The 21,188-nt window shown below is 42.0% G+C and carries 14 protein-coding genes and 1 pseudogene; 6 read left to right on the top strand and 9 right to left on the bottom strand.

The window, feature by feature from the left end; genetic code table 11:
* Window positions 1-80: 80 nt before the first annotated feature.
* The 4 genes from Q4533_RS16685 to Q4533_RS16670 form a co-directional block, all read right to left on the bottom strand.
* Complete coding sequence (locus Q4533_RS16685; protein ID WP_102436849.1) at window positions 81-590, bottom strand: hypothetical protein; 510 nt, start codon at window positions 588-590, stop codon at window positions 81-83.
* A 117-nt stretch (window positions 591-707) separates the two neighbouring features.
* Window positions 708-1,601: a LysR family transcriptional regulator gene (locus tag Q4533_RS16680; protein WP_102436851.1), complete on the bottom strand. Its 894-nt coding sequence runs from the start codon at window positions 1,599-1,601 to the stop codon at window positions 708-710.
* Between the two features lie 453 nt (window positions 1,602-2,054).
* Window positions 2,055-2,804 (bottom strand): class I SAM-dependent methyltransferase, encoded by a 750-nt coding sequence (locus Q4533_RS16675; RefSeq protein ID WP_303503407.1) that lies wholly within the window; start codon window positions 2,802-2,804, stop codon window positions 2,055-2,057.
* Window positions 2,805-3,099: 295 nt separating this feature from the next.
* On the bottom strand, window positions 3,100-4,476 hold the full coding sequence (locus Q4533_RS16670; RefSeq protein ID WP_102477137.1) for an L-serine ammonia-lyase: 1,377 nt from the start codon (window positions 4,474-4,476) through the stop codon (window positions 3,100-3,102).
* 434 nt (window positions 4,477-4,910) lie between these two features.
* Between Q4533_RS16670 and nagZ the strand changes: the two genes are divergently transcribed.
* Entirely contained in the window at window positions 4,911-5,933 is a 1,023-nt protein-coding gene (gene nagZ, locus Q4533_RS16665) for a beta-N-acetylhexosaminidase (RefSeq protein ID WP_102436857.1), read from the top strand.
* 308 nt (window positions 5,934-6,241) lie between these two features.
* Here nagZ and Q4533_RS16660 read toward each other — a convergent pair whose 3' ends face one another.
* From Q4533_RS16660 to Q4533_RS16650, 3 genes are all read right to left on the bottom strand, one after another.
* Window positions 6,242-7,333, bottom strand: coding sequence for a peptidoglycan binding protein CsiV (locus Q4533_RS16660; protein ID WP_102477136.1), 1,092 nt, complete (start codon window positions 7,331-7,333; stop codon window positions 6,242-6,244).
* On the bottom strand, window positions 7,333-10,848 hold the full coding sequence (gene mfd, locus Q4533_RS16655) for a transcription-repair coupling factor (RefSeq protein WP_303503404.1): 3,516 nt from the start codon (window positions 10,846-10,848) through the stop codon (window positions 7,333-7,335). The genes Q4533_RS16660 and mfd overlap by 1 nt, the downstream gene beginning before the upstream one ends.
* Before the next feature lie 165 nt (window positions 10,849-11,013).
* Window positions 11,014-11,631 (bottom strand): hypothetical protein, encoded by a 618-nt coding sequence (locus Q4533_RS16650; protein ID WP_102436862.1) that lies wholly within the window; start codon window positions 11,629-11,631, stop codon window positions 11,014-11,016.
* Window positions 11,632-11,765: 134 nt separating this feature from the next.
* On the opposite strand from Q4533_RS16650, the gene Q4533_RS16645 reads away from it, so the two are divergent.
* Genes Q4533_RS16645 through lolE form a run of 3 tightly spaced genes read left to right on the top strand, consistent with a single transcriptional unit; the run spans window position 11,766 to window position 14,943 of the window.
* Window positions 11,766-12,998, top strand: a complete 1,233-nt coding sequence (locus tag Q4533_RS16645; protein WP_303503402.1) for a lipoprotein-releasing ABC transporter permease subunit — start codon at window positions 11,766-11,768, stop codon at window positions 12,996-12,998.
* A complete protein-coding gene (gene lolD / locus Q4533_RS16640; protein ID WP_102436866.1) occupies window positions 12,998-13,696 on the top strand; it encodes a lipoprotein-releasing ABC transporter ATP-binding protein LolD in 699 nt (232 codons plus the stop codon). Before Q4533_RS16645 ends, lolD begins: the two co-directional genes overlap by 1 nt.
* Window positions 13,696-14,943 (top strand): lipoprotein-releasing ABC transporter permease subunit LolE, encoded by a 1,248-nt coding sequence (gene lolE, locus Q4533_RS16635; RefSeq protein WP_303503400.1) that lies wholly within the window; start codon window positions 13,696-13,698, stop codon window positions 14,941-14,943. The genes lolD and lolE overlap by 1 nt, the downstream gene beginning before the upstream one ends.
* Before the next feature lie 207 nt (window positions 14,944-15,150).
* Here the strand turns inward: lolE and Q4533_RS16630 are convergent, their stop codons facing one another.
* Entirely contained in the window at window positions 15,151-15,642 is a 492-nt protein-coding gene (locus Q4533_RS16630; RefSeq protein ID WP_241900997.1) for a hypothetical protein, read from the bottom strand.
* A 168-nt stretch (window positions 15,643-15,810) separates the two neighbouring features.
* On the opposite strand from Q4533_RS16630, the gene Q4533_RS16625 reads away from it, so the two are divergent.
* Complete coding sequence (locus tag Q4533_RS16625) at window positions 15,811-16,353, top strand: DUF924 family protein (RefSeq protein ID WP_076537417.1); 543 nt, start codon at window positions 15,811-15,813, stop codon at window positions 16,351-16,353.
* A 179-nt stretch (window positions 16,354-16,532) separates the two neighbouring features.
* Window positions 16,533-16,775 (top strand): annotated as a pseudogene (locus Q4533_RS16620) (transposase); the annotation flags it as partial.
* 612 nt (window positions 16,776-17,387) lie between these two features.
* Here Q4533_RS16620 and Q4533_RS16615 read toward each other — a convergent pair.
* Window positions 17,388-20,450, bottom strand: coding sequence for a cellulose-binding domain-containing protein (locus tag Q4533_RS16615; RefSeq protein WP_303503397.1), 3,063 nt, complete (start codon window positions 20,448-20,450; stop codon window positions 17,388-17,390).
* Window positions 20,451-21,188 lie beyond the last annotated feature (738 nt).

The raw sequence follows: 21,188 nt of genomic DNA, 5'->3' as shown, positions 1-21,188 counted from the left end.
TACTAATACTCAGTACTAATACTCAGTACTAATACTCAGTACTAAAATTAAGTACTAAAATTAAGTACTAAAATTAAGTACTATAGCTCAGTGACATGTTCGCCAAAATACCACACCTTTCGAAAAGGGCCTTTATTATCTTTGGCTAAGGCTTTGACATTGTTAACTAATACATCATCGGTAAGTAAGGTTCTGCCGACATTATAAATCAGTAAATCAATGGGCTCTGATACCGAGTAGCGTTTATTGATCTTCTTTTTATAGGTTTCAGAGGTGTAATCTTTAATGTCAGTGTCGCTAGGGTAATTAGTTGTACTGCTTGATGTGGCAGTGCTTTTGTCTGTGCTTTTTTCTGCGCTTAAGTCATTGCAATTAATGCTTTTAGGGTGCGAGATGGCTTTGGCCACATCTTCAGAGCAAGCCTCAGTTAATTCAAAGTAAATAACCTTGCCATCGGTCATGCATTTTAAATCAGGCTTTCCTTCTTCAGGGGACTGTTTTTCAACCGATTGAAAATTTAGCCCTGCAGCTGCTGCAAAGCGAACAAAAATGCTTTTTTCGATCTTACCTTTTTCATATTCAGAGCCCATAGGGTGTACTCAGCTTAAATTCAAATAACCTAATAAGTATAGCTGGCGAATTTAAGCTGCAAAGTTAACCTTACTTAGCGTCATGACCCTTATTAGTGCGATGATTTACAGAGCAAGTTAACTATCTTCTTTATAAGATGGTTTTGCTTGAGCAATAAAAGCCGCGGCCGCAGCGGTTAAGGGTAAATTTTTACGCCAAATAAAGGCTAACTCCCAAGCGACCTGTTCAGCTAAGGGAATAAAAATTAATTTTTTTGAGGTAACTCGCTTACAAATCGGTGCCGGTAAGATGGCAAAAGCCATTTTGGCCTTGGCCATTGCCGCCATAAATTCCCACTGCCCAGTTTGAGACACCACATTGAGCTTGAAACCGGCATCTTGGCAACTTTGACTGATCACTTTACCGATAGAGAATTGGTCGTTGTATTGCACAAAAGGCAGTCCGGTGAGATCTTGCCAATGAATACAGCTGTGATTTGCCAGTTCATGCTCAACATGCACGCATACATTGAGTGGGTAACTTTGCAGCTGTAAGATATTAAATTCGTCAGTGTTACTGCATGGCAAAGCGGTTACGCCAATATCTAAACTGTCATTGAGTAGGGCTTTTTCGACCGCAACGCCGCCAACCTCCAACACATTGACATCAATGCCGGGATAAGTGCGAGTAAAAGATGCCAGCATATTAATAAACATCCCGCCAGTCATAGGGCTTAAACCTAAGCGCAGACGACCAATTCTTAAACCGGTTAATGCATTCATATCTTCATACATTCGATTCCACTGACCAACGATTTGCTGAGCGCTTTTAGCCAGCAATAAACCCGCTTCAGTGACTTCCACTTTTTGGTTGTTACGGATCAACAATGTCTGATCAAGGGTTTGTTCCATTTTTTTAATGGTTTTACTCAAGGTCGGCTGCGTCATATAAAGTTGCTCAGCGGCGAGGGTAAAGTGACCAACCTCAATCACAGTTAAAAAACATTGTAAGTTTTTAATTGATATGTTCATGCCAATATGGAATCCAGTAGGTAATTTTTTGTCATTTTACTTATTTATAACCTAAGAATATAGTCTATTTCATAGAAACCAGTTAACCGTTTAAATTGAAGGAATATGACATGACAGCATTCAAAAATTTATTTGCTAGTGCACTTTTTCTTGCTGCACTTCCTGAAGTAGCTGAAGCTGAAGCTAAAGAAATGCCAGCTGACGCTAAAGAAGCGTAATCAATTTGAGTTGTTAGCCTCCCCACTAATGGCTTACAAATTGATTGAAGATATTGATTCATTGCATTTACTGCCCGCATCAGTTGTGTAAAATCAATAGCTTGCCAGATAGTGAAATATGAATGGCATTTATATTAAATATCATCACGTTTCACAAACAAAAAGTCCGTTGGCTAACCACCAACGGACTTTTTGTTTTTGGATTATTTATGATGATGTGTACTACCACCCCTTGTTAACGTTCATGTTCGGCTGTGACTTTCTTGACGGCAACAATGGTTTGAAATCCACCGTTTTCACTTGGTTCTTGTAATTCAAAACCAATGTTCAAAAGCTCGGCTTCAACCCATGGGACTGATAACCTCAATTTACGATAACAGCTTTTATTAAGCGTCCATGTGCCATTAGTTTTTAGGTGTACCAGATCATGGATCTTAACTGTTTCAGCTTCATACTCTAAAAAGCAGGTGAATATGATATTTTCATCACTTCTTAATGGAATAAACCTGTCGGTGTCTTTGAGTTCATTGGATAAATCTCGAAAACTTAATATCAAGCTGCCGTTATCTTCAAGTGAAGTAAATGCATGTTGCAGTAAGGCTAAAACATCAGATTTTGATTTTAGATGGGTCAAAGTGTCTGTCATGCAGATAATTAATTCACAAGGTTCACTCAGATGATGTGGGAAATTTAAAATATCATCCTTGATGGTTTTAATGTCAACGGTTTTGGCGTTAGATGTTAGCTCATTTAATAATTTTCGGCTTAGGTCGATGGCGGTGACATTAAAGCCTAATTCGGCTAACGGGATTGATTGAAACCCCGAACCTGCACCGAGATCGACTGCAATGCCTGAACCTGTTGGTTTAATATTACGATGGCTAAAGAAGGCGATATTCTGTTGTTTTGCTTGAGCAAAACCGCCCATCAGCCATGTGTATACGTCAGATAATAACGTTTCATAATGGTCTTCGACACTGAGCATGATATTTCCTTATATGTGATGCTACTGGTGAGTTAAACTGTAAGTTTTATTAAAAGCTGGCAACGAATTAATTATAAATTGGACTTTATGGTTTTTATCCAATAAAAATATGTCTAATCCTTTTTAGCTTGTGTTTGGCAGGGATACTTACGAGATAAGGCTGAAAATATCATTAAAAAAGAGGCTTTGCAGCCTCTTTTTAATTCGAGTAATTAATCCATCAGCAAGTTAATTACTTTACTAAGATCTTGTGCTTACCCTGAGCAGTGAGCATTATTAGCTTAATAATAAGCGCTTAACATTCAACAATGTTGACTGCTAAACCACCTTTGGCGGTTTCTTTGTATTTGCTGCGCATATCTTTACCGGTATCCATCATAGTTTTGATGACTTTGTCTAGGGTGACTTTATGGTTGCCATCGCCGCGCAATGCCATACGTGAAGCGTTGATGGCTTTTACTGCGCCCATGGCATTACGTTCAATACAAGGCACTTGTACTAAGCCGCCAACAGGGTCGCAAGTTAAACCTAAGTTATGTTCCATACCAATTTCAGCTGCATTCTCCACATGTTCGACAGTGCCGCCCATTATTTCAGTGAGTGCACCTGCTGCCATTGAGCAAGCCACGCCCACTTCACCCTGACAGCCTACTTCAGCTCCCGAGATAGAGGCGTTCTTCTTATACAAAATACCAATAGCGGCCGCGGTTAATAAGAAGCGGCAACAGACTTCCTCATCAACTTCTTGAACGAAGGTGTGGTAGTAGCATAATACTGCCGGAATAATGCCAGCAGCGCCATTGGTTGGTGCAGTGACGACCCGATCGCCAGCGGCGTTTTGCTCATTGACAGATAATGCGAATAAATCAACCCAGTCCATGGCGGTTAATGGGTCATTGTTATTACGGCCTTCTGCTTGCAAGCGGCGATATAAAGCTGGCGCGCGGCGGCGCAGCTTTAAACCTCCGGGTAACATGCCTTCTTTTTGGTAACCACGTTCAATACAGGTTTTCATGGTTTGCCAGATATTCCACAAGCCTTGTTTAACGTCCTCTTCGCTGGCAATACTTAGCTCATTTGACATCATGAGTGAAGAAATACTTAAACCATTTTCACAACACAAATCCAGTAACTGCGCGGCAGAATTAAAATCATAAGGGGCGGATTTTATCGGGGTCGCAGGCGAGGCATCACGCTGGGTAATTTCATCTTCATCTAGAATAAATCCGCCGCCGACTGAGTAATATGTGCGCTCATAAATGCATTCACCTTTGCTAAACGCATATAGGGTCATGGCGTTTGCATGGGCAGGCAGGCTTTTACGGCGATGATAGGTAATACCGTTGTCTCGAGTGAACTTGACTAGGCGGCCATCGGCAATTTTAAGGGTTTGTTCGGCTGAAACTTTTTCCAGTATGGCATCAATCGCATCGGTATCTACGGTATCAGGATCTTCACCCATTAAGCCCAAAATGACCGCTTTACCAGTTCCATGGCCTTTACCTGTTTGGCCTAAAGAGCCAAACAGTTGCGATTGTAGTTCGTCAGTTTGTGCCAGCAAGCCTTGATCGCTTAAGTGCTGCATAAATAATTTACCCGCTTTCATCGGGCCAACAGTATGGGAGCTTGAAGGCCCAATACCGATTTTGAACATATCAAATACACTAATCATTGTTATTAACCTTTAATCAGTTTTTATTATTTTAGTCGTTTAAATTTTTTGGCGTTTTATTCTAGCGCTCGCAGTGAGTGAAAATTGTGCGGCAATGTTAGTTATCTCCCTGTAACGGGTCATTTTATTGGGAATTTCCTTAGGGAAATTAAAATTTAGCGGCATAATGGCGTTAATTTGGCAGACTAAGTTTGCAATTAACTGCGATTATACCAAGCAATATAGCCTAAGTAGCTGGTATTTTTATCTAGAGCAATGGCGCCATTTAACTGCAGTATCCCATACTTTTTACGAGATACTTCATTAGATTTTCTTATGCATAGTGGTTCAGATTAGGTGAGTTTATTGCAGCGTCAGTTATCAAGGTGTTGTTTTTAAATTTATCAACAATGACAGTGGTAATTAACATTTAACAGGATATTTTAGGAGTAAGCGTGAGTTATCTAATGATGGATTTGGCTGGCGTTACGGTCAGCGAAGAAGAAGCCGAGCTATTAAGCCACGATAAAGTGGGCGGCATTATATTATTTACACGCAATTTTTCTAATAAAGCACAATTACAGGCTTTGATTAAATCTGTTCGACATATTCGCCGTGATTTATTGATTGCGGTTGATCATGAAGGTGGCAGGGTACAACGCTTTCGTGAAGAGTTTACTCTGCTACCAGCCATGGGGGATATTTTGCCTGCCGCCAAGGGCGATATGGCGCTTGCGAAACGTTGGAGCCAAGAGTTAGGCTTTTTAATGGCGATTGAGCTTTTAGCTTGTGATATCGACTTAAGCTTTGCGCCAGTATTAGATGTTAATGGTATCAGTGATGTTATTGGCACTCGCAGCTTTAGCGCCGAACCTGAGCAAGTGACCAGTTTAGCGCACAGCTTTATTCAAGGCATGACTCAAGCGGGTATGGCGACAGTGGGTAAACACTTTCCCGGTCACGGCAGTGTAAAAGCAGATACCCATGTGGCGATGGCTGTAGATACGCGCACTAAAGAGACTATTTTTAATCATGATATGCAGCCTTTTAAGCAGTTAATAGGCCAGCAGCAGCTAAATGGCGTTATGCCTGCCCATGTGGTTTATTCGCAAGTAGATCCAAATCCGGCAGGTTTTTCAAACTATTGGCTGCAACAGGTGCTGCGTAAAGAGCTTAAATTTGACGGGGTGATTTTCTCAGATGATTTAGGCATGAAAGGCGCAAGTTTTGCTGGCGATTATATTGGCAGAGCCCAAGCAGCATTATCAGCAGGTTGTAATATGATTTTGGTTTGTAATGATCCTGAAGGGGTTAAAACCTTATTAACCGAGTTTACTTGGCCTGAGCAATTGTCCGAATTTAAATCTGCACTCGCATTAAGAGCGAATGCTAAGCAGGTGATTAATGCCCTTGAACAGTCTGAGCGCTGGCAACATGCGCAGCAATTGGCAAAGCAAATATTAGCGGCAAAAAAATAATAGAAATTGAGCCTTAGATGATTTTTGAGCGGTTAAGTTTGGCTTGCTGTTAAACGACAGAGTTTGTTTGCAGTTGCACGATAAATTATGGCTGGTTAATTAACGGCCAGTCACACGTGAGACAATAGTAAAACCGCAGCGCCTATGTTACATATTGATACAGTGAGTTTGGCATGCGACCCAAGCTCACTGTCATATTATTTTAAAAACTTTATTTCTAGGGCTTTTTTAAGTTTTACTAGAGACTTGTGATAACAGCTAATCCTATGATTAGCTGTTTTTTTTCTAGAGGTTTATAGTGGTTTGAGTTAAAAGCTTTTCAGCGTCCGCTCTTCAGTTGCGACTGCGTTTTCAACCATGGATTCAGGGCCGCTTTCTGCCTCAGTATCAACAATAGCATCAACAATAGCATCAAGATTGGTATCAGTAACCGCGGTATTTACCTCAGTGTCATCAAGCAATAACGCCACAGGACGAGTTTCCGTCGGTTGTTCCATTTTACGGATTTGCATCACAATGCCGAGCCTTGGATGATCAAAATAATGGATTTCACCACTTCTCACGCGGCGGTTTTGCACCATAGGAATCGATTGTAAAAATGGACTCATTACCTTGTCTATATCAGCTTGCTCAGTGTATTGAAAGTATTCACTGGACGCTGTTTGCTTTTGGATCGGCTGGCGCAGTGCTAAGTTGGTTTCAATAAACAAATAATGACTTAGGTAAATATTAATATTACCGTCTAATTCCCACACTGGAGTGGTTTGAGGCTCTGGCGCTAAACTGGCAAAACTTGAATTAAAATCAAAGCCTGAAAATTCATCCTCTACTTGCTCAGAAATAGCATTGCCAGAATATTCAAAGTCTTCAGAGTAATCTTTACCTGCAAAAATACGTATCGGTTTGGCACGATTACGAGATTGCATATCTTGTTGCCAAGTCAGGTGAAGTAAACTGCGCACGTTTGACTCGCGGCGTACCGCTTGGATGATTTCACCAAATTCACTTTGAGACTCAGCCAGTAATACAGGACCATCACCTAAATAGGCTTGCTGCTCACTCGCAGCAGCAATAGAAAATGGCACTTGGCTTGGAAAGGCGGTTTTGTTGGCGCTCACTAATGGATCTTGGCAGTCGATTTCGCTGCTACTCCAGTCAGTTGAGGTGCAGCCGTTTAAACCTAGTGCAACCCCGGTAATATCGTTACTGATCATTGGGGTGATCAAATCGATATTCTTTCGGTTTGGCGCCGCTGCATTATCGTCTTGCCACTTTTCGACACTGTTGGTTTGTCTTTCAAACACATATACTTCAACCTCAAACCATGTTTTAGCTTGGGCTTGCATTGGTGTCGATAGTGCCGATATAGCGGCAATAGAAAAAGCAATGTTACGCAGCACTATTTAGTTTCTCCAGTACGATGTTTATCAAGTTGCTCGAGCAAGGTCTTAATTAAGTCTAGTCGTTGCTTGCTGGTTTCAGCAGGCAAGGTGAACTTTAACTTATTTGGGCCTTCCATTCGATAAATTTGTGGCTGACTTTGTAATAAGCCAATGATAAACATTGGGTCAATTTTATGGTCGTCACTAAATTCAATGCTGCCACCTTTGGCATGCATTTCAATCTTTGTTGCACCTAAAGCTGTTGCCTGATGCTTATATAAGGTTAATTCCATTAAGTTTTTAGTCGGTTCTGGCAACATGCCAAAACGGTCAATAAACTCAACTTTTAACTCATCAAGCATGCGTTCAGTTTCGCAGTTAGCAATGCGTTTATAAAGCGATAAGCGCATATTAACATCAGAAACATAATCATCAGGCAGTAGCGCTGGAATGCGTAATTCAACTTCACACTGGGATTTAAGCATATAATCTAGTGAAGGCTCTTTACCTTCTTTTAATGCTTTTACTGCTGATTCAAGCATTTCCATGTACAAGCTAAAACCAATTTTAGAAATATGGCCGCTTTGTTCATCACCGAGTAATTCACCGGCGCCGCGAATTTCTAAATCTTGAGTGGCGAGCATAAAGCCTGCACCTAAGTCTTCTAAGGCATCAATGGCGGTTAATCGCTTACGGGCATCTGCGCTCATTAATTTAGGGTGCGGCGTCATCAAATAAGCATATGCTTGGTGATGTGAACGGCCCACACGACCACGTAATTGATGCAATTGTGCTAAACCAAACTTATCCGCTCTGTCGATAATAATGGTGTTAGCACTGGGAACATCAATTCCGGTTTCAATAATGGTGGTACACACCAGCACATTAAAACGTTGGTGATAAAATTCTGACATGACTTTTTCAAGTTCACGTTCGCGCATTTGGCCGTGGGCGGTAACCACTCGAGCTTCAGGCAGTAATTGGCGAATGTTTTCAGCGCATTTTTCAATGGTTTCGACATTATTGTGTAAGAAATAAACTTGCCCACCACGCAAAATTTCACGCAAAATAGCTTCTCTTACCGTGGCTATATCGTACTCACGTACAAAGGTTTTTACTGCTAAGCGCTTAGCCGGTGGGGTGGCAATAATGGATAAATCACGCATACCCGACATGGCCATATTTAGGGTACGTGGAATCGGCGTGGCAGTAAGGGTTAAGATATCGACATTAGCCCGCAGGGCTTTTATCTTTTCTTTTTGGCGCACCCCAAAGCGGTGTTCTTCATCAATAACCAATAAGCCTAAGTTTTCAAAGTTTGCTTCAGCCTGCAGTAACTTATGGGTACCAATGACAATGTCGACTTTGCCATCTGATAATGACTGCAGCACTTGAGTTTGCTCTTTAGCTGAGCGAAACCGCGACATCACTTCAATTACCATTGGCCAATCGGCAAAACGATCTTTAAAGTTTTCATAGTGTTGCTGTGCAAGTAGGGTAGTTGGCACTAACACCACCACCTGTTTACCGGCATTGACCGCCACAAATGCTGCGCGCATCGCAACTTCGGTTTTACCAAAACCAACGTCACCACACACAAGGCGGTCCATGGCCATTGGGGTTTGCATATCGCTTAGTACGGCTTCAATTGCAGTTTCTTGATCGACGGTTTCTTCAAAGGGGAAACCTTGTGAAAATTGGGCATATTCTTCTGCATCAATTTTTAGCGCATCACCCGGGCGAGCTTGGCGTCTAGCGTAAACATCCAGTAATTCAGCCGCCACATCGCGGATTTTTTCAATGGCTTTTTTCTTGGCTTTTGACCAGGTTTCATTACCCAGTTTATTTAATGTCGGCTTTTCATCGGCGCCAATGCTGTAACGGCTAATAAGGTGCAGCGATGACACTGGGACATACAGCTTATCGCCTGCGGTATATTCAAGTTGCAGGTACTCGGCCACTAAGCCGCCCGTATCTAAGGTGACAAGCCCCTGATAAAGCGCAACACCATGCTCTAAATGCACAATAGGCTCGCCGACTTTAAGCTCTGCTAAGTTTTTTACCAGTACATCTGAGCTAACTTGTTTTTGCTTTTCACGGCGACGACGCTGAGAAATTCGTTGGCCAAATAACTCTGTTTCACAAATTACGCTGATATCACCTTTAGGGGTGTCAAGTAACATGCAACCTTGTGATAACGGCGAGACGATTAAACCTATGTTGTCTTTAGCGGTTATAAAGGCATTTAAATGGCTAAATAACTTAGGTTTGATGTCAATTTTGCCAAGCAATTCAATTAAGGCTTCACGTCGCCCTTCAGATTCAGCGCTGAATAATAATTGTCCTTTAGTCTGACCTTGGGCCTTGGTGTACGCTTGCAGGTTAATTAACGGCTGTTTGAGCTTATGGTTGGCATTAACATCAGGCAGCCTGGCTACATTTGCCTGCTTGGCTTTTACAATAAGCTCAAGCTCGCCCTCGGCATTTTTGTTAGGCGTGCTAATTTGCGAGCGGGTGTATTTTTTAAAGGCTGCAAATAACTCATCGGTGAGTATGTATAGCTCTTGGGGCGCCAGTAACGGTCTTAACGGGTCAACGCGGCGATCTTCATAGCGAGTTTTAATTTCAGTTAAATGATGCTCACTGGCTTGTTCAATATCCCCAAGGGTGATCAGTTGAGTATCCTGAGGAATATAGTCAAATAAAGTGGCGCACTCTTCAAAAAATAGCGGTAAATAGTTTTCAATACCCGCGGGCATTAAATTACGGCTCACTTGCTGATAAACCGATTCCGCTTCTTTTGAAATCACTTCAAAGCGGCGACGGTAACGTTGTCTAAAGCCTTCAATACCCGCTGTATCGGTAGGGAACTCTTTTGCGGGCAACATGCGTATTGAATCAATTTCTTCTTTTGAGCGCTGAGAGTCCACATCAAAATAGCGGATGGTTTCTACTTCATCGTCAAATAATTCAATGCGCAAAGGCTGGGAAGATCCCGTAGGGAAAATATCTAAAATCGAGCCACGGATCGCAAACTCACCATGCTCATAAACTTGATCAACCAAGTAGTAGCCGGTGTCGGTTAGGTGCTGCCTAACCTGCTGTAAGCCGTAAATGTCACCTTTTTTAAGTAGCATGACATTGGAGGTTAAAAACGATTTTGGCGGTAACTTCACCATCAAGGTGTTCACCGGTACGATTATCACATTGTGATGTGACTGGCTCATTTTTGCCAAGGTTTCTAAGCGCTGTGAAATCAAGTCTTGATGGGGCGAGAAGCTGTCGTAAGGCAGGGTTTCTCTATCTGGGAATAAACACACATTGATGTCAGATTCTGCCAGAAGGTAACGCAGTTCAACCTCAAGCTGTAATGCGCTTGGGGTGTCATTGGTAACAACCAGACTAGTACCCGAATGCTGGGAAATTAGGCTAGAAAGCGTAATAGCTTGTGAGACCCCCCCCAGTGTTGTTAAGGTTTGAAACTGTTGGCCTTTTTTTACACTTGGCGGTGTTAGAACGCTAAAATTCTTCATTGAATATCTAACTAACTTCTTTTATAAAAGTGATAAATTTAGCCCGCAGATTGTGATCATCAAAACCAATCAGGCTTGGCTAAATTTGTATTGGCGATAGTTGATTAGCACCAGATTATGATAGCTATTATAAGCAAGCTTAAAACAATATGCAGGCAATATGTGTTATTTGGCTGCTTGTTGGCGAATTTGTTTGCGCTGCTGAAGCATTTTTTGCTGCACTGTTAAGCTGGCTTTAACCAGTTGCTCTACATCGGCATCTAAAATCTGACTAAAATCTAAGCTGACGGCATATTGTGGCTGATTTCTTTTATTATTTTGCTCTGCGTCATCATCAAAGTTAATGAGCTTGCATTGGCTCACCTGACAAAGACACAAAATGGCCACTAACTCGCTACTGATATAAATCGAGGTTTTAAAATACTCACCAATGGTCAGTGGCTTAGGGGTAATTAAACTGATGCCGCTACCACCAAAATGGCTGCCTTGGAATTTTTCACCGCTTTGGACTTCTTTTTCTAGCACATGATGCAGCACTAAATCTACTTTACGTGATTGCAGTTTAAGAAAGTCGACCACAGCTTTAGCATCGTTATCAATACTTCTTAATTGCAGTAAACAGCTTGCTTCTAACTCTTTGACTTCTGACAGTAATTTAAGCCCAACCGATTGCATCGAGCGTAAGTCTTGTTCAGACGGAATGCCTTGAGAACCTGACCAGTTTTCAAGATAAACAGCAAAGTCATGGGGCACGGTAAAATATGCATTGGATTCAGTTAACAAGGTTTGTCTCTTTATTTATCAGACTAATACCCCTATTATCATGCCCATCTTAATGATTTAGCAAGTTTTAGCCTTTGTGTTAAATTAAACTGCTGTTTTTTATTCCAATAAACACCAAGGATGCACTTTTCTTTATGAACTTTCGGTTTTCATTATTCATGGGCTACCGCTATTGGCGGACGCGTAAAGCCAATGCTTTTGCATCTTTCATTACTTTTTTTGCGGTATCGGGCATTTTTTTAGGGGTAGCCGCGCTGATCATTGTCAGCTCAGTGATGAACGGTCTAGAAGGTCAGCTTAAACAGCGAATTTTAGGCGCAGTGCCACAACTAACCCTCATTAATGATGCAGGCTTTAGTGATTGGCAAACCCAAGCTAAGTCGTTAACAACATTGCCGCAAGTACAAGGGCTCGCACCCACGGTGACGACTCAAGCTATGGTGCAATCAAGTAAAAATATCAGCGCTGTACAAGTGTATGGTGTGTTCCCTGAGTATGAGCAAAACCTTTCAGCCATCGTTGCCAATACCTATTCCAGCGCCTTTGAGCAGCTCACTCCAGGTAGTTACAACGTGGTGCTAGGCAGCGACCTTGCCAGAAAATTATCCATCAATGTTGGTGACAAAATCCGCATTTTAAGTGGCGATGGGGTGGTGTACTCACCATTAGGCCCCGTGCCAAGCCAGCGTAAATTTACCGTGGCAGGTTTATTTGAAATGGGCTCGCAAGTGGATGGAGTATTAGCCTATGTGCATTATCAAGATGCAAGACGGTTAATGCGTGTAAGCCCCAGTGAAATTAATGAATTACGGGTTTACTTAACCGATCCCTTCATCGCCCCTGAAATGGGCGTTACATTGACAGATAAATTAGCTCAGCAATGCATAGCTATTGAAACCCGCGATTGGCGCGATGATTTTGGCCATTTATTTGCTGCGGTAAAAATGGAAAAAAACATGATGTCATTGATGCTCAGTTTAATCGTTGCCGTGGCGGCGTTTAATATTGTGTCGGCATTAGTGATGATGGTAATAGATAAAACCACCGATGTAGCAGTGCTAAAAACCCAAGGCTTAACGACGCAATCGGTGATGAACATCTTTATTGTTCAGGGCTCACTGAATGCCATTATTGGTTTGGCATTAGGCACCTTAGCTGGGGTCACAATTACTTTAAATTTAAATAGTATGCTTAATGTCTTGGGTATATCAGTACTTGGAGTAGGGCAAAATTTACCGGTGATCATAGCAAGTCAACAAATTATGGTCATTGTTGTTGGCACTCTTATCATGACATTACTTGCCACCATTTATCCCGCATTAACGGCTGCGCGAGTGCAACCTGCAACAGCCTTGAGATATGAATAATGAATAAACAACCAGTAGTATTAGAAGTTAACAAGGTCACTAAGCAATTTCATGACGGTGAAACCACCACCAAGGTGCTTTCGAGCGTTGATTTAACGGTTTATCAAGGTGAGCAATTGGCCATTGTCGGCACCTCTGGCTCAGGTAAAAGTACCTTACTGCATATTATGGGCACCTTAGATATCCCAACATCTGGCACCGTGAAGCTAGATGGTGAAGACCTTTATCAGCTAAGCGCAGCTAGACAAGCTGAAGTCAGAAATAAAGACTTAGGCTTTATTTATCAATTCCATCACCTATTACCTGAGTTTTCTGCGCTTGAAAATGTCGCCATGCCAGCATTTATTCAAGGTCGAGATAAAAAGCAATCGTTAGCTGAAGCTACAGCCTTATTAGAGAGAGTTGGACTAGGGCATCGTTTAGAGCATATTCCTGCGCAGCTTTCAGGCGGCGAGCGCCAACGTGTCGCCATTGCACGGGCGCTGATTAATAAACCCAAGTTAGTATTGGCCGATGAGCCAACCGGTAACTTAGATGCCAGCAGCGGCGATAGTGTGTACGAACTGATTCGTGAGCTTGCTCAGCAACTGGGCACAGCCTTTGTAGTGGTAACCCATGATTATAAATTAGCAGCGAAAATGGATCGTCAATTAACCATGAAAGACGGCGTTTTACAGCAAGTAGCGGAAGAGAAATAATGAAGTCATTACTGCCACTGGTTATCGGTTGGCGTTTTTATCGTGCAAGACAATCTAACGGCTTTATTGGTTTTATTTCATTTGCCTCCACCGCAGGTATTGCGCTGGGTGTGGCAGTGTTAATTTTAGTGTTATCAGCCATGAATGGCTTTGAACGTGAATTAGAGCAGAGGTTATTAGGCGTTGTTGCACATGGTGAACTGCTGAGCGTTAACGAGCCATTACATGACTGGCAAGGCATTGCAGAAACGGCTAAAAGCATGCCAGAAATTGTTGCTACCGCGCCGTTTATTAAAATGCAGGGCTTGGTACAAAAGCCGGGCGGCTTTCAAGGGCTAGAGCTTAATGGTATTGAGCCAGAACTTGAAAAAGAGGTTTCAACCATTGATGAATTTATGCCAGCACAGGCGTGGGCCTCTTTAAGTACTCACTCCAACAACATTGTCGTTGGTCGCAGCTTATTAGACAAACTTGGTTTAAAGGTCGGTGACACCTTATCAATGTACACCCCAGATATGGGGCAAACCAATAAGTTAACTGCGGCGAAAAGTCATCGCTTTGTGGTTGCTGGTGTGTATGACTTGGGTGGAGAAATAGAATCAACTCAAGCCTATGTGTCTTTGCCGTATCTTGCTGAAGTACTGAAACTGCCTGTGGGCTCAGTGACAGGCCTGCGCATTACGGTTAATAAAGTTTTCAGTGCGCCGCGCATTACTCGCGATTTGGGTTATGCACAAAATCAGTATTTGCATTTAAATAACTGGACTCGTTCACAAGGGCATTTATATCAAGATATTCAGCTGGTTAGAATGGTGATGTATTTGGTACTTGCACTGGTGATTGCCGTGGCTTGTTTTAATATTGTTTCTACTTTGGTTATGGCAGTGCGAGATAAAAGCGCCGAAATCGCTATTTTGATGACAATGGGATTAAAGCGTGCCCAAGTGATGGCGATATTTATTATGCAAGGTGCACTCAATGGTGCTTTAGGTTGCACTATTGGCGCTGCTATAGGCGTGACATTGGCACTTAATCTGAGCGCGTTTGCCAATGCTGTTGAGCAATTTTTTGGGATTAAATTACTAGAATCTAATATTTACTTTATCGACTTCTTGCCGTCACAGCTGCAGCAACAAGATGTGTTAGTGGTTGTTGGTATGGGCTTTGTGATGAGTTTACTGGCGACTATTTATCCGGCCTATAAAGCAACCAAAATAGCGCCAGCAACGGCATTAGCAGGGCGATGAATTGACTAGGTGTTAGGTGTTGAATCAGTGCCTTGAAAAGCAGAGATAAAAACGCGCTCTAGCGCGTTTTTTATTGGTTAAAATTTATTTTCAATTGCGTAACTAGGCGCTTACAACAAGCACTGACAATTGGCTATGAGAATAGGCTATGACAATCGCTATTGATAACATCAATTAAAACAGCGTTCCAAACTCAGTCTAAACACATCAGTTAAACAAGCTTTTAAAGTAATGCCAAATTCCTAACGAGGTATCAGGAAACAAGTCGATACCTAAGGCAGACTTTAATAAATACAGAGCTAACAAACCAAATAACATGCTGAAAAGTATAAAACCGGTGACAGTGGTAATCATCATCACTAGCGATATTCGTTTTTCGCGGCGAGTATAGGCGCGTTTGTTTTTACCTAATAATAAGACGTAATAAAAACGCCATTTAATAAAAGGAAACTTAAAGGTGCCACGGCTATCAAGAAAGTGACCACCCCAAGTCGATGGACCCAAGGCTTGCTTAATCGCATTGAGCTGCGCATCAGTAAAACTATCAGCAATATCTGACGGCGAACGCTTAAGCATTTTTGCAATGAGAGGATCTTGCCTAATAGACTTAGGCGAAGCCGCTGTCACTTTAGGTTGAACTTCATTGTTAATGTCAGTTTTAGCGGTTTTTTTAGCTACATCCGTATTGCTTTGTGGCATATATTTTCCATAATTATCAAACAAAATAGCAGTCATTGTATTTTGGTATCAGCCAGTTATTAGCGTAAGGTCGGCTTTATTATGACTAAGCTAAACCTGATTTTAATCTAGCATAGAATAAACCCTAGAATACGCCCCAAAAATTTATTTTTACCACGAGGAGTTTGAATGGATGAGGTAAAGCAGGTTATTAACTTTTGGTTTACTGAAATTGAGCCTGCCCAATGGTTTAAAAAAGATGTTAGCTTTGATGAATTAATTCGCACACGCTTTGGTAAGTTACATACTCAAGCCATAGCGGGGGAATTATGGTTATGGCGTCAGCATCTGCAAGGGCGCTTAGCTGAAATTATCATATTGGATCAGTTCTCCCGCAATATTTACCGTGATGATGCTCGAGCATTTAGCGCTGATCCTATGGCATTAGCCTTAGCCCAAGAGGCCATTTTACAGGGGCTTGATCAACAATTAACCGCAATCGAGCGAACTTTTTTGTATATGCCCTATATGCACAGTGAGTCGTTAAAAGTGCATCAACAAGGGTTAGCGCTATTTAAAAGTAATGGGCTTGAATCTAATTATCAATTTGAATTAAAACACTTAAAAATTATTGAACGTTTTGGCCGTTACCCCCATCGAAATGAGTTGCTTGGTCGAACATCAACCATAGAAGAATTAGCTTTTTTAGCACAGCCTGGTTCGTCTTTTTAGTTTTATGGTGTATCGACGAGTGCGAAGGTTTGTTTAAAAGACTTTAGTCACGCAGCACAAACCATAAAATTTTTTTAATAATTCTTTAGAGGATTTTCTTTTCATTATTTGTACTACCTAATCTAAATTTTAAGTTTTTGGGAATCATATCTTTGCCCCTAATTTGTTGAACAAGTGTGCTGGTTGAAGATACAGGGCGGATTATTCGAGAAGATAAACGCGGCGTCATTAGCGCGAGTAGTCAGAATATCCTCAATAGGCTGAACATTCCCGCAGAGAATTGGCTTAAAATCACCACTGAGTTTGGCGCTTTATTCAAAGGTGCAGTAGGGGCGTTACCTGCATTAACTGACTATTGTGAGCATTTAGACCGTAAACGACGACAAGGTGCAGCTAACTGTCAGCGCTGGTTGTGCGCTTAATAAATCATTTCTTAATCTCAAATAACAGCATTTCCCACTTGATAGATATCAAGCTTTTCTGCTGGATTGAATTTAGTTTATGAGTTAATTTTGGTGATTAATGATGAAATATTCAGTCCTTTGGCTGGAATAATCCCATCAGTTAATGAATGTAGGTGTTAGCAACTTAAAACGAAAGGCGTGATGTTATAACTTCTAAATGATGGGTGGCTTTTTAATTCTCTGCAACAGCGGCTGCAATTGGGCTAAAACTAAAGCAAGCAGCAATAAGCATTGCTGCTCCCAATGTCTTTTTCATGGTATATCCTTTTAGATTAATTGCTCTCAAATTACCTATAAGTAATCTGAGTTTTTACTTGTAAACTTTTGTAATTTTTTACTGTATTTGTATTGTTAATGGCATCCATCAATACATTGGCATTTTGGATCACTTTAGGGCATAACCACCTGAATAAATTATCTTTTCGACCAAAGTAAAATGCCCCAAACTGGCTCGGCAGATGTTGACAATTAAGCACATACAAAAAGTCAGTAATATGGATGAAAAAACAAAAAAAAGATGCAACCAATCATAACACTGGTTGGTTGCATCTTAGTTGCTCTTAGCGGTTTTTACTGTGGATTCAAACCTAAAATTTTCAATACCTTAATGAAGTTATCACGACGCTCTTCAACGTTGTGTACATCACCAGTATCACAGGTTAAATCAGGACAACCTCGGTTAACGATGCCTGATACGTCATCAATAAATTGAGTACCCTGCATACCACCATCAACATACTTTTTAAGTTCATTGTGGTAATTCCAGTTTTGATACAAACCGCTTTCATCAGGATAAGCTTGTACTGAGGTTACCCAATAAAATAGACCTGCTATCCATTTTATTTCTCGGTTTTCTTCAGAGCTACAGATCAGCCCTGGATTTGAACAGAGATCTAATTCGGCATACAACGGGTTTTCTGGTGGAGCTTCTACAACTACGCCATCAATCGTTGTACCAATGGTATCGGGGTCTACATGCGAACGGCCCATGTAGTGGTTCAGCGTACCGAAGTTTTGACGACCCGTAGTTTGAATCACACCACGGCCCCACCAGCCACAGCCTTGAACACTTTCTTGGCTACTGCCGTCCCAGATAAATTTACCGGCTTTTTGGCCTTCGTAAACTTTACACTCTTCACGTTCCCATACTTGCTTCGAACCATCGATAGTTTCTGGCACTTCATTACAATGGCCATTGTTACTCCAACGACCAACAGCGCCATTGACTAGTAGGCCACGCTCTTCCAGTACAGCATCAGGTGTTGCAAATACTGGAGCTGGAGCGCCATACCACTGAGCATGAGTGAAAGCGCTCACTTCCATCTTGTTGTCACGTGGACAAGAATAAGCATGATCTAAACCAGAGATCGGGTTCACACCGTAATCGGCATATTGCTGACCTAGCTGACCACAACTTGCTGACATCGGGTAGTCCGCAGGAGCCCCCCACTTTGTTTCAGACCAGTTGTTTTCATCACAAGCATTGTAGCGAATCGTTTCTTGCATACTTTGTGCTAAGAATGCGGCGATGGCGATTTTCGCATATTTGATATTCGTCTCGTCATCAGCATTCTCATCAATCAGCCAGAACTTATTGCCAGCAACCCCGATGTTATGCATTGCACTTAACCCATCAAGGAAGTCTTCCCATTTATATACTGTCGATGGGATCCACTGTGATTGTGGAGTTTGAAATAAGAAGGCTTCATTGTTCATCGCATCTTTAGCCGCCAAGAGTTGGCGATTCAACTCTTCGATTGCGGTTAATGGCCCTTCATGAGAGTCATCACCAGCATAATAAAGCGGAACTTGCGCATGTTGGTAGTCTTCGATTTTGCTGGTTAGCTCAGAACTATCTTGGTCAAACTTGATAGCAAAAACGTTACTAAAGGCAGCTTTACGCAGTTGACGTTCTGCTGTTGTTTGACCCATAAAGTACTGCGCAGCTTGGGCTGTTGGGATATCAGCTAACATTACTGGCGCTTTAACGTAGTCACTGACTTGCTTAACGTACTCAAGAGCGTTATGCCATTGGTCACTATCTAGCGCTGGGGTTGCACTCGATTTAGTGTAAACAATGAAATCCGCCTTATTGCTTGATTCTGGCTCGTAAAGTTCGAAATCTTTTAGCATATCTGCAGAGTATTGCGATGCAGAATCCCAAACAGACTGACGACCAGAATGTTTGTTATAAGCGAAGTCACCAATACTTACTGTCCAACCGAATGTCGCTTGTGGCGCAAGGGTTGAGATCACTAAGTTATATGCTTGAGCCCAGCCTTTTGCATCATTTGTCAGTGCATTAACGTCATCGATGTCAAGATCAGCACCAGTGAAATCAATCGCTTGAATTAAGGCTTGTTTTACTGCAATAGAACCTAGGCCTTTTCCTTTGTTCATTGTGGCTTTATCAAGCACATCACCTTTGATAATAATCGATGATGTTTCAGCATTTTCACTTGCTTCAATCAAAGCGATAAAGCTGCTAGTTAATTGAGTAAGATCGGCAATCTCATCACTCGTTACCGTTTCAATAACTATTGAGCTAGGTGCTGATGTTGATGGACTTGCTACAACTAAATGATTTGGCCAACCAGCCACTTCCAAGTTAATCGGATCTAATGGATTCGGTAATGAAAGCAGCGGAGCTGTTCCTGGTGCAGTGCCATCACAGTTTAAATGATGGCCCCATGAACTATCGCTACCTGGTGTTGATTGAGTCCAATAAATCGCTTCATACGCGATGTTATTGTTTACCATGATGTCACCACCACCAGCATGATCGCCACGGGTCCAGTCTGGGTAAACATTAAAATCATCACATAACTCACCAACAGGTGGCGTTATCGGCTCTCCTGGTATTCCTGGCTCCAATGGCGAATCAGGTTCTTGTGGCTGCGTAGTAGGATCTTCAGGCTCGCTTGGTTCAAGGATTGGGGTCCCCTCGCTCGGCGGTAATACAATAGGTCCACCTGGTATACCTGGCTCCAGTGGGGAATCAGGATCTTGTGGCTGCGTAGTAGGATCTTCAGGCTCGCTTGGTGCAAGGATTGGGGTCCCCTCGCTCGGCGGTAATACAATTGGTCCACCTGGTATTCCTGGCTCCAATGGCGAATCAGGATCTTGTGGTTTGGCAGGGGTACCTACTGACTCATCTGGCGGAAGAATAGGATTGCCTTCGCTAGGTGGTAATACGATAGGTGGATTACCATCATCTGGACAATCGGTTAAATCCCAGAACCATGTACTATTTGCAGACGGTGTTTCCCAAACGCCAGGATTATTTTTAGCGATAAAACACTCACCTTTATATGAGACCATATCACCATTATTTACTTTGGTTTGTCCCGGAATAAATGGCGTCACGTCGCTTGGCTCTGGGCTAGGCCCTGGTCCTGGCGTTGGATCTGTATCACCAATGAGTTTCCATGGTGAATCCCATTCATTGGGGTAGTCAGCTGCTGGACTCTGACCAGGATTGGCCCACCACTTAGCTTCATACAATTTATCGTTTACAGTGACCTGAGAACCACCAGAATATGACTTACTGCTGTCATAAGGCTCTGCGGCGTAGAGGTAACTGCTAAATAGCACACTGGCTAATACCCCGGCTAATTTACTTCTTTTAAACATATACTTATACCTATTAATTATTATGGATTTATCTTGTTGAATAACGTTGGCGAATATGAAGATTCGACGTTCAAACAGCACCTCAATTTGCAATTATTTAGTTGTGATAATTCATCACCACGAATTATTACATTTGCTCTTGATTAGCCCTCAAGTCACTCAGTATTGCTTACCTGATGATTTGTGTACCTCCTAGCTGACTCTTTATGGTTGTAAACCCCTTCTGCCGTATATCGGCAATAATGCGGGGGCGTTTGTTACCTCCCATGCATACCACCTTCGCTGCGCGAGTGTACTTTCGATGGCTTTAATTAATGTAAGCTTATAAATATAAAGGATTTATTTTGTTGGTATAACAAAAGTCAAATACCGGTTCAATGACTTAATGGGACATGCCGCTATTTCGAGGTAATGGTTTAACCCTTTCTGTACATTTCTTGTGGAAACACACAAAGCAACCAACACCAAACCCAAAGCTTTTAACTAACAATTCAATATGTTGCGATCAAAATGTGACCACATTTGGTTTACATGGTTGTTGTGATTTGATAGGGGAGACCAAGAGTAAATCAGGCTGAACGACAGCGAGCTTGGCATCCTCGCCAAGCTCTCGGAATAAAGAATTAACATAATTAAGAATTAACATGGCCACCCATTCTAGAATTAACATGGCCACCCATTCTAGTTGGCTAAATGTTAAACACCCTACTAGGCTTTAGTTATTGCTCATTACTTGGT

The organism is Shewanella sp. 6_MG-2023 (genome assembly GCF_030547195.1).
Lineage (GTDB): Bacteria > Pseudomonadota > Gammaproteobacteria > Enterobacterales > Shewanellaceae > Shewanella.
Note: the sequence above shows the minus strand (reverse complement) of the source record. Positions and strands in the feature narration are given on the sequence as shown.